Origin of the sequence: Myroides pelagicus, assembly GCF_009711055.1 — a bacterium.
Classification (GTDB): domain Bacteria; phylum Bacteroidota; class Bacteroidia; order Flavobacteriales; family Flavobacteriaceae; genus Flavobacterium; species Flavobacterium pelagicum.
The window spans coordinates 52120-62249 of the sequence record NZ_WMJY01000013.1; the positions used below are offsets into that span (position 1 = coordinate 52120).

At 39.2% G+C, this 10130-nt stretch carries 9 protein-coding genes; 5 read left to right on the forward strand and 4 right to left on the reverse strand.

The genetic code is table 11. The features are described 5' to 3' along the window. Position 1: 1 nt before the first annotated feature. From GJV77_RS07405 to GJV77_RS07415, 3 genes are all read left to right on the forward strand, one after another. A complete protein-coding gene (locus tag GJV77_RS07405) occupies positions 2-1591 on the forward strand; it encodes a RagB/SusD family nutrient uptake outer membrane protein (RefSeq protein ID WP_155035740.1) in 1590 nt (529 codons plus the stop codon). 67 nt (positions 1592-1658) lie between these two features. Further along, a complete protein-coding gene (locus GJV77_RS07410; protein ID WP_155035741.1) occupies positions 1659-3455 on the forward strand; it encodes an alkaline phosphatase in 1797 nt (598 codons plus the stop codon). A 1-nt stretch (position 3456) separates the two neighbouring features. Then, complete coding sequence (locus tag GJV77_RS07415; protein WP_155035742.1) at positions 3457-4953, forward strand: calcineurin-like phosphoesterase C-terminal domain-containing protein; 1497 nt, start codon at positions 3457-3459, stop codon at positions 4951-4953. A 452-nt stretch (positions 4954-5405) separates the two neighbouring features. Here GJV77_RS07415 and GJV77_RS07420 read toward each other — a convergent pair whose 3' ends face one another. Both GJV77_RS07420 and GJV77_RS07425 read right to left on the reverse strand, forming a co-directional pair. After that, positions 5406-5879, reverse strand: coding sequence for a hypothetical protein (locus tag GJV77_RS07420; RefSeq protein WP_155035743.1), 474 nt, complete (start codon positions 5877-5879; stop codon positions 5406-5408). 64 nt (positions 5880-5943) lie between these two features. Beyond that, positions 5944-6780 carry a hypothetical protein gene (locus GJV77_RS07425; protein WP_155035744.1) on the reverse strand — a complete coding sequence of 279 codons (837 nt, stop codon included), beginning with the start codon at positions 6778-6780 and terminating at the stop codon, positions 5944-5946. A gap of 88 nt (positions 6781-6868) precedes the next feature. Between GJV77_RS07425 and GJV77_RS07430 the strand changes: the two genes are divergently transcribed. Both GJV77_RS07430 and GJV77_RS07435 read left to right on the forward strand, forming a co-directional pair. After that, positions 6869-7318 carry a hypothetical protein gene (locus GJV77_RS07430; protein WP_155035745.1) on the forward strand — a complete coding sequence of 150 codons (450 nt, stop codon included), beginning with the start codon at positions 6869-6871 and terminating at the stop codon, positions 7316-7318. Positions 7319-7397: 79 nt separating this feature from the next. Beyond that, positions 7398-7844 carry a hypothetical protein gene (locus GJV77_RS07435; protein WP_155035746.1) on the forward strand — a complete coding sequence of 149 codons (447 nt, stop codon included), beginning with the start codon at positions 7398-7400 and terminating at the stop codon, positions 7842-7844. Positions 7845-7904: 60 nt separating this feature from the next. Here the strand turns inward: GJV77_RS07435 and GJV77_RS07440 are convergent, their stop codons facing one another. Beyond that, entirely contained in the window at positions 7905-8516 is a 612-nt protein-coding gene (locus tag GJV77_RS07440; RefSeq protein WP_155035747.1) for a DUF3347 domain-containing protein, read from the reverse strand. Positions 8517-8542: 26 nt separating this feature from the next. Beyond that, on the reverse strand, positions 8543-10129 hold the full coding sequence (locus GJV77_RS07445) for an efflux RND transporter periplasmic adaptor subunit (RefSeq protein ID WP_155035748.1): 1587 nt from the start codon (positions 10127-10129) through the stop codon (positions 8543-8545). Between the last annotated feature and the right edge of the window lies 1 nt (position 10130).

Sequence of the window (10130 nt, forward strand, 5' to 3'; positions counted from 1 at the left end):
CATGAGAAAAATACAATTGACAAAATACAGCTTGATGTTAGGGCTTTCGCTAACATTAGCAATGGGGTCTTGTAGTTCGGATTTTACTGAGCTTGATCCAAAGGGAAATACATCGTACGAAAACTTCTGGAAGACAGAACAAGATGCAGTAGAAGCGTCAAATGCTTTGTACGAAATGATGATGAAAGACGAAATGTTTGGTCGTGGGTTCTTCTGGTATATCAACGCTTCAGATGATATGGTTACCGGAAGGCTAAACGCTACGGCTGACAATATAAAGAACTTCAACATGAATGGAGATGAAGGATATGTAAACGGAATCTACCAAGACTGTTTCAAAGTTATTCGTCGTGCAAATGATATCATTGCTAATGTTCCTGCCATGAATATTTCGGAGACTTTAAAGAAAAGAATTATAGGAGAGGCTTACTTTATGAGAGGGTTCAACTATTTCTGGCTTGCTCATACTTATGGAGATAATGGTCAAAATGGAGGTATTCCAATCGTAACAGAGGCTAATATGGAATTACCTGCGGGTGGATATACACGCCCAGAAAGTGTAGTGGAGAACTATGCTCAGGTTGTAGCAGACCTTACTAAAGCCAGTGAAATGTTGCCACTGATCACCGAGTACACAACACAAGACTATGGACGTGCTCATAAAGATGCTGCTTTAGCGTATATCACAAAGACATATTTGTACTGGGCTGAGTATGACCAAAGCAAATATGAACAGGTAATTGCTTATGCTGACAAAGTAACTAATTCTGGATCAGGTCGTAAGTTAATCAATACTGGTAATCCTGCTAAAGATTACAGAGAATTACACTCACACTTAAACAACTGGACATCAGAGTATATCTGGTCTGTAAATTCAGGTGTTGAAGGTGGAAGTATCTTGCCTGGATGTATGTTAGAAAACAAAGGTTGGGGAGAGTATAACGGATGGGGATACTACACGCCAACAGAGAGTTTATACAACGCTTTTGAACAAGGTGATGCACGTAAATCAGTAACACTATTGAGCTTTGGTGATACTTTTACCTTTTTTGGAAAAGAGAAGCGTTACAGTTCGGAGAACTCATTATCTGGTTTCCAGTTCAACAAATATATGTATGAGTATCAAGGGGCAGATGCTTTAGGATCGCAAATTAATACCAATGGTAACAAGCCTACAACCACCTATAATGTACCACTTATGCGCTATGCTGAGATCTTACTTATGAAAGCAGAAGCACAAATAATGTTGGGAAGAAACGGTGATGTAGCAATTAATAAGGTACGTGAGCGTGCTGGATTACAACCTTTGTCTGGAGCGACAATGGCAGACCTTAAACGCGAAAGACGCGTAGAGTTTGCAGGGGAGTTTGCTAATAGACACTATGACTTAGTGCGTTGGGGAGATGCAAAAGAGGTTTATAACAAAGCACTTTATGGACGTATCTATTCGGATAGAGCAAACCCTGATTCAAACTATGAGGTGAAACAGGTGTGGAAAGCTAGAAACTTCGACGACACTTATATGCACGTATGGCCTATACCAAACAGAGCTGTACAGTCATCAGGAATAAAACAAAATGTAGGTTGGTAATATTTTTTTAAATGAATGAGGGGGTACCTCGTTGTGCCCCCTTTTTTCTAAATCACAAGTCAAACTAATGAAAAAACTATTTATTGCACTTTCGGTATTGGTATCGAGTGCTTGCGTAATCGCACAAGAGAGCAAAGTAAAATTACATTCACATAATGATTATCAACAAACATTACCTTTTTGGAATGCCTATACTAATGGATTAGAGTCGATTGAAATAGACTTAGTGTTGGTTGATGGTAAGTTATATGTTGCACACGAAAAACAAACGATGCACGAGCATAGAACCATTGAAAATCTATATTTAAAGCCTCTTGTTCAGGCACAGGAATTAGCCATAGGAAAAGGGAATAAAGTACAGTTTTTACTTGACTTAAAGAGTAATGCGAAAGCTTCATTAGAGGTATTGGTTCCTGTATTGGAAAAGTATAAAGACTTTATCGAAGAGCACCAAGTTGCCTTTGTACTCTCAGGGAGTAAACCAGATGCTGACTATTTCAAGACTTTACCTACGTATATAAAGATTGATCATCAAAAGTTAGACAAACTAGAAGATAGCCAAATGTGGGATCGCGTAGCTATGGTTAGTTTGAGTTTTCGTGATTTCTCTGTATGGAACGGGAAGGGAAGAATGGTAGAGGCAGAGCGTCAAGCGGTTCAGCAAATCATCGACAAAGTTCACGCGATGGGCAAACCGATACGCTTCTGGGCTACACCTGATGGAAAGACTGCATGGAAGGCTTTTATGGATATGGGAATTGACTATATCAATACGGATAAGCCATACGAAGTGAAGAAGTATATGGATCACTTGCCAAACTATATTTATACAAATGCCCAATCAACAGCAGTGTATAAGCCTACGTTTAAGAGCGATGATAAAAATAGTAAGATCAAGAATGTCATCTTATTGATTGGTGATGGTAATGGACTTACTCAAATATCAGCAGCTGCTTTAGCTAATGGTGGTGATTTGACTATGTTGCAATTAAAGCAAATGGGACTTATCAAAACACAAGCAGCTGATGACTTTACAACGGACTCTGCAGCAGGAGGTACAGCTATCGCAACTGGAGAGAAATCATACAACCGATCAATCGGAATGTCCATGCAGCGAAAGCCACTGGAAAACATGACGGAGTTATTGTCTAAATACGACTTTAGTACAGCAGTTTTGACCACTGATGAGGTTATTGGAGCGACACCTTCTGCTTTCTATGCACATCAACTGGATAGAGATGATAATTCGCTTATCGCTAAAGATTTATTAAACAGTGAAATAGATGTATTTGTTGGCGGTGGAAAAAAAGCGTTTAAAGACGTGGCTATCGATGAGGTTTTCACGCTTTTAGGTTCTGTTGATCAGATAGGAAATAGCACTGCAGACAAAGTAGGCGTATTCTTAGCCGAAGCAGGACTACCAGGGGTGATTAATGGTAGAGATGATGTATTGGCAAGAGCCACCAAAGAGACTATTTCATTCTTACAAGCAAAGGACAAACCGTTTTTTATGCTTGTTGAAGGAGCGAAGATTGACTCTTACGGACACTTTAATAATACAGGAGGTATTGTGACAGAAGGAATTGACTTTGACAAGGCTGTAGCTGAGGCAATTAAGTTTGCGGATAAAGATGGGCAGACATTAGTTGTGGTAACCGCTGATCACGAGACAGGTGGTTTTGCTATCCCTCAAGGAAATGTAGAAAAAGGATTTATTGAAGGAGACTTTATTTCGAATGACCACTCGGGAGCCATGGTGCCAATCTTCGCTTACGGGCCAAAGTCAAGCGAGTTTAGAGGAGTATATGAAAACAATGAAGTGTTTCATAAAATAATTAAGTTACTGAAGATTAAGCAAAAGTAATATGATCAGAAAGCTTTCAATTGCCCTTATATGCTTAACGCCTTTGTGGGTGTCAGCACAGAAAGTAAAGGGAAAAGTATATGAAGATCGCAATGCTAATGCTAAATACGATATAGGAGAGCCAGTTCTAAATAAGGTGTTGATTAGCAACGGACGAGATATTGTCCAGACTAATCAGCAAGGGGATTATTTTGTTGATGCGATTGAGGGATTGCCCATTTTTGTGATCAAACCCTCGTCGTATGCCCCGATAAACAATGCGCTGAATATTCCTGCTTTTTATCTCAAAGTAGAGCAGCAATCAAACAAGGTGATTACCCATGACTTTGGTATGCAAAGAGTAGAGGAGACCAAAGATTACTCTATAGCTCTATTAGGTGATATGCAAGTGGGGATTATCGATGATATCCACCACGTAGAAAAGCTAGCAGTAGAAGAGTTGGTAGTGGATAAGCCAACTATGGTTTTTCCTTTAGGGGATTTGGTATTCGATGAGTTGTCTTTGTTTAAAGACTTGGCGCATTCACTGAGCCTGATAGGTAGTCCGATGTATTATGTGATTGGTAATCACGATTTAGACTTCGGCGTACAGGATCGCGTGAAGAATCGTGCCAAGAGTTATGAGGCTGTCTTTGGGCCATCTTATTACGCTTTAGTATATGATGACGAATTGTTTTTGGTCTTAAACAACAATTACCCCATTGACGACAAAGCCTATGTAGGGAAGATTGATGACAACCAAAAGCACTTTGTAAAAAATGCGCTGGCTGCTCACAAAGACAAAGTGAGTCGCGTCAATGTGATGATGCATATACCGGTGGAGTTTATGCAGGACAAACAAGACTTTATAGGCTTATTTGCTGATTACGAACACGTATTTGTAGCTACAGGGCACACCCATACGCAGTATCACCGCTTTTTTGAACGCGAAGGGCAAGAGCCAATTCATCAGTTAGTTGCAGGAGCAGTCTGTGGTGCTTGGTGGCAAGGCCCTCATGATATTAAGGGAATTCCCTTTGCGATGATGTATGACGGTACGTGGAAGGGGTATTGGCGATTAAACCGTACCGATGGAAAACACACATTGACTTACAAAGTATCAGGTTATGACAAGGATCTACAGATGAGTGTCTTTGTACCAGAGGTGAATCAATGGGATACATTAGCTAATGCATTGAATGATGATTATGTTTATGCTAATGTATTTGCAGGTAATGAGCATACTGAGGTAGAGATTAGTTATGATGGTCAATTATGGTTACCGATGGAGTACTACCTAGGCGTGGATCCACAGTTTGAGCGATTGGTACTCTTGCAAGAAGCAGGACGCTTTAAGTCGCTCAATGTTTCAGGCATTGTCGATGCAAAGCGAAAAAGTACCCATTTGTGGCGTACGCCTCTGCCAAAAACTTTGAAGAAAGGGAGTTTAATCTATGTCAGAGCGACTCACCCAGCTTTGGGCTTAGACCACACGATCACTCGTGTATATGGAAACTAGGATAATCTAAAAACAGCGAATACCTGAGTTCATATAGCTTAGGCAATGTGGGAAACAACTGCTTTGTTGCTGTTTTTATTTTAATATTTAATTAAGTTGTGAAAAGACTGTTTGTGCTGATCTACAGCAGAGTATATAGCCCTCTGCACTTGACCTATGTGCGCTAGAAGTAGGTTGAGGTAAGTGGATTGACAGTCGTGAAATTAAAGACTTCTAAGAAGTAAGGAAACTGGGTTAATAGCTTGCCAGTGACTGCACTTTTTGGAGGTCTTTTTCATTTATATCACATCGTTTCCTGTTTCCTGTTTCAAAGCCCTCGCGCGCCTCCTGGCTCCTTCACTAAAAATGTCCACTGGACATTTTCTTTACGCTCGGTCCTCCTGTTTCCTGTTCCCGTAGAGCATTTGTGCTTTTTTTATAAGAAGGCAATCCATATTTCACCTCCTGTTTTTTTATTGGGGATTGGGTGGTTTCTCTTCTATTATATCAGGTGCTAATAACACTTTTTTGACCGGAGCAATTGTATCGAATACTTTTGCTTCATAGCGGATTTCAAACTCTAAGATGCAGTCTGTCAGGTAACTCATAGCTTCTTCGGTGTATCCACGTGACACACTCAGGTAGTATAAGGCATCTTCAAAGTTGGTTGCTTTCATGACTTTCTTAGTCTCTATAGCTCCGTCTAATGCTGCTGATAAGGCATCTTGACACCCACAGTCTTCTAAGGCATTCATTGCTTTGAGTAGTGCATTTTTAGCTTTTCTCGTGAAGTTTCTCAGATCTCTTGAGTGATCCGTATTATAAGCCTTATCAAAGTTTAAAAGAGCAATATCTAAATTCTCATACGCTTTATTACAAGGTTTTTTGTTTTGATCGGCTAATGCGCTTATGCTTATACATAGAAAAAAAATAGTGAGTAGTCTCATATTACAAGATTGCCAAATTTTAATGATGTATCAAAGGTATAGTTTTTAGAGGAAATACCTCTGTCTATTTGTGTTCTTGATAAGCGCCAAATAATCCACGCAACAAGTTAAACACACTCTTTGACGTGTCAGATGCTTTTTTAAGCTGACTATTTCTCTTACCCGTGAAACTATAAGTTTCGCTATCAGTAGTGATGCTTCCAGTGATGGTGTTCTGATCCGTATAAGTCGCCTCAACTAATATTGGTCTTGCTTTGGTAAAAGAAGAAAGTACAAAGCCATCACTAGTCATTACCCCATCGTATCCTAGATCTCTGGTGTGTGAGCCAATCAGTGAAGCTGCTGTTTGATAGAGGTAGATTTTTTCAGTAGTTGATAGCAAAGGTACATAGTAAGCTGTCGAGTCAACTAGTGCAGTTTGGATTGTCCAGGTACCTGTGGCTGATATGTCAGTATAGGATTCAGGCAAATCAAATCGAGGTTTGTTCGATCGATAAGCGGTAAAGGGAGTGATTAGCACTTGTTTATCAGCATCAGCAGTGAGGAGTTCTCCTTTTATATGTTCTGTTGTCATCAAGGCTTTGAGTGACCGTGTTTGGTGTAAATCTAAAGGCACATATAAGGTGTCATGAGTAATGCGAGGATGCTCCAATTGATTGAGTATTGGTCCATCAATGATACGCAGCCGCAAACCATACGCGTTTAGCTGCTCAGGTTGCAGTATAAAGTTGACGGGGATTTGCTTGTCCTTGACCCTGAAGATAGCTTTGTAGCGATAGGGGTTGTCGATTTGATCTAAGCTGGTTAATACGTCGCTACAACTCACCAATCCTAAACTCAATACACCAGAGCAGGTGGATAGCATCATTGCATTCAATTTTTTTAAAGGGAACAACTTCATTATGATATCTTTAGTGCTGGAGGCATTACTTTGTTAAAGGTAGTGTTTTTTTAACAAATCGAATTGCTTTACCTTTAACAGAAAAACGATGATGTTAATGATTCATGCCATAGTGCAAAAAAGAGTGATGAACCTTATGAGAGGTTTAGTGTTGTTTATTCTTGTTCTTTTTCTTGCTTTAGTAGGGTTGACCATTAGGGATTATATGGCTGGTAAGCCATTAGAGGGACTCATTTCAAGTGTATTTTTTATGTTTACTGTCTTACTGGTTATGTTTTATTATTTGTTAGGTTATCTAAATGCTTTTTCAATTGATGGGGCTATTTTGACCAAAACAAATGTATTTGGACAACGAAAGACTTTTGATTTATCTGTTGCTGAGACTGAGATTTATATCGGTACGCTTTACAATAAGTTAAGTGTAAAAGACGGGTATATTCGCATCACAGCAAAAGGAAATACCCTGCATATAATAGAAGCTAACTATGTAAACTTTAAGCAGCTGAAAGCATATCTTTTAAATATGGGTGCTAATTAATGATTAAGCCGTGTTATTTACATATGTTTTATGTTATAGGTGAGTTGAAGCGTAATTTAGCTGTTAAAATTTTATAATTATGATAAAGAAAGTTTTATTAGTTGCCTTAATAGGCTTATTTGGAATGTTTTCAGTAGGGTGTTCCTCTGATGATAGTGGTTCGAACAATGGTTCAAATGGTACAGAACAGGGAGTTTCAAAGGATACTAAAATAAAAACGCCTACTTGGGTGCAAGGACAGTGGACTGTTGTAGCGGATGGAACTAATACGATTGGATATATTGTGAAACCCAATGACTTTTGTACATCAGTAGCAGCAACGATGTGTTATCAGTCAATGATAGATCAAGCTTCTAGAATAAGTCCAGATGCGGTTAGTGTAGAGCAAGAATACAGTGAAGGATATTACCGCTTATCTATTAACGTTACAGGAGTAGGTTCAACTTATGTTTTCCGTCAAAAAGAAGGGGGAAATATTAGTATAACTATTGATTCTGGTATGGAAACTCTTTTAAAAAGAAAGTAAGTGATAAAACAACAAAGCAGTAGCGATCACTACTGCTTTGTTGTTTTGTAATTTATATAGTTAGTTTACTTCTGGACTATACATTTCTTGTGTCATTCCACATTTTAGCATAGAAGCTCCATATAGTGGATTTAATAGTTCCTGCTGATCACTTAACCATGTACCTCCTTTTTTCTCATACATAGGGCAGTATTGTTGATAAACCACGCGGTCTGTACCTACCTCTTGGATTAATCCTTTTAAGTCGTGACTCAATGCTTCAAAGTGTGCACGTTGAGTTTTGATGTCTCCAGTAACAATTCCAGTTGCTTCAGCTTCTATTTTAGCAATTGTCGCTTTAGCCGTTTCAGTGGTTAAGTTAGCTTGAACGGCTTTTACCGCCTGAACTAACGCTTTTCCTGTTTCTGTAGCCTTAGTCTGATCATCGTTTTGTAGAGCTTGTTTTGTTTGGAAATAAGCATCAAGTACTGGTTTTAATACCACAGAGTGTTTTGTAGCTACTGTGTTAAGGTCTTTTGCATCACCAGCTGGGTGATTGTGGTGATTACCACCGTGGTGCATTGTTGCTTCTGTTGTTGCAGCTTGGGTAGTTTCCTGTTTTTGTTCTTTTTTGTCGTTGCACGCTACAAATCCAATACTTAGGAATAGGGCTGCTAAAATTACTTTTCTCATCTTATTATTCGTTTTTTAATTATTAATTACAATCTCTCGTATTGGCAACAGCTATGTAAATTTACATAATCTTTTTCAGTTGCTTTATGAAATTCTGTGTCGTGTCCTACCTTTGCAATTGCTTGACTGATAGCTTCTTTTGTTGTTTTTTTCTTGTCGTAGTTTAGGTGAAGTTCTTTTGTGTCCACTACCCAATCTACAGACAATACACCAGCGACTGTCTTGGCAGCATCTTCAATACGCTCTTTACATAGTCCACAGTTTCCAGATACTTTAAACATGGCGTGATCTGCTTTGGCCTGTGTTGTAGTATTGTGATCTGCGTGGCCAGCATGTCCAGTAACTGCTCCAGCACCGTCGTTGTTCATCATGCTTGTCTTCCCTTCTAATTGGGCTGAGGCGTCTACTGTAAATACACCGTTTGTTACGATTTCTTCTCCTGAATTTAATCCAGTCATCACTACATAGCTATCTCCTAATGATGGACCTAGTTCAACTTCTCTTAGCTTAAAAGCTGGTGTAGTAGTATTGGGTTGTTTTACATAGATGATAGAGCGCTTACCTGTCCATAGTACAGCTGATTTAGGAATGATGATTTCATTATTGTATTGCTTCATTGGTGCTTTTACACGTGCATTGGCATACATCTCAGGTTTTAGCTTTTGGTCTTTGTTGTTGGTTTCTACTCTTACTTTGGCTGTTCTGGTAGTTGCATCAATTATTGGGTTGATGAAACTAATCTTACCAGTATAGATTTCTCCAGGTAAACTCTGAAGGGTATAAGTCAGCTGGTCACCTACTTTTAGGAAAGGTAAATCTTGTTCGTATGCGTCAAATACCGCCCATACTTTAGACAGATTAGACACACTGTACAAGACTGTACCTTGACTGATATAATCTCCTTCATTTACATTTTTTGCTACGACTATCCCACTTGTATTTGCATATACATTGACATAAGGGGATACTTTTTTCGAGCTCAAGATGTTGTTAATTTGACTGTCGGACATTTTCCATAAACGCAATTTCTCTTTAGCGGCGTCAACTAAAAGCGGTTGAAAGTCTTTTAGTTTCACTGCCTCTAGTAATTCTTGTTGCGCTGTGAGTAGGTCAGGGGAGTAGATACTCGCGATTAGCTGTCCTTGGCGTACAGACTCACCAGTAAAGTTGACATTTAATCGTTCGATACGTCCATTCACGTGTGATGTTTGCGATTGTTGTAAGCGCTCATCGACTTGGATTGTACCGTAGAGTTGTATGTCTTTGATTGGCTCTTCACTACTGACTCTGGTAGTTTGTATGTTGGCTAAAGCGATTGCTTGTTTAGACATTTGGATAGCATTGTCATCAATAGCGTCGTCTCCAGAGTCCGTTGCTTTTAGTGGGATTAAATCCATTGCACACAAAGGACACTTTCCTGGTTTATCCATTTTGATCTGGGGGTGCATTGAACACGTCCATACTGTAGCAGCCTGTGTTGTTGGTGCTTCATCTCCATTGTGCTGGTGTGTAGCTGCTGAGCCAAAGACTAACCACCCCAATAATAGCCCGACTAGTAAAACACTACTGTATTTGACTAGGTTGTTTCGAAATATATTTTTAATCGTTTCCATT

Coding starts and splice junctions, on each gene's coding strand:
- GJV77_RS07405 (WP_155035740.1), top strand. CDS start 2: ATGAGAAAAATACAATTGACAAAATACAGCTTGATGTTAGGGCTTTCG.
- GJV77_RS07410 (WP_155035741.1), top strand. CDS start 1,659: ATGAAAAAACTATTTATTGCACTTTCGGTATTGGTATCGAGTGCTTGC.
- GJV77_RS07415 (WP_155035742.1), top strand. CDS start 3,457: ATGATCAGAAAGCTTTCAATTGCCCTTATATGCTTAACGCCTTTGTGG.
- GJV77_RS07420 (WP_155035743.1), bottom strand. CDS start 5,879: ATGAGACTACTCACTATTTTTTTTCTATGTATAAGCATAAGCGCATTA.
- GJV77_RS07425 (WP_155035744.1), bottom strand. CDS start 6,780: ATGAAGTTGTTCCCTTTAAAAAAATTGAATGCAATGATGCTATCCACC.
- GJV77_RS07430 (WP_155035745.1), top strand. CDS start 6,869: ATGATGTTAATGATTCATGCCATAGTGCAAAAAAGAGTGATGAACCTT.
- GJV77_RS07435 (WP_155035746.1), top strand. CDS start 7,398: ATGATAAAGAAAGTTTTATTAGTTGCCTTAATAGGCTTATTTGGAATG.
- GJV77_RS07440 (WP_155035747.1), bottom strand. CDS start 8,516: ATGAGAAAAGTAATTTTAGCAGCCCTATTCCTAAGTATTGGATTTGTA.
- GJV77_RS07445 (WP_155035748.1), bottom strand. CDS start 10,129: ATGGAAACGATTAAAAATATATTTCGAAACAACCTAGTCAAATACAGT.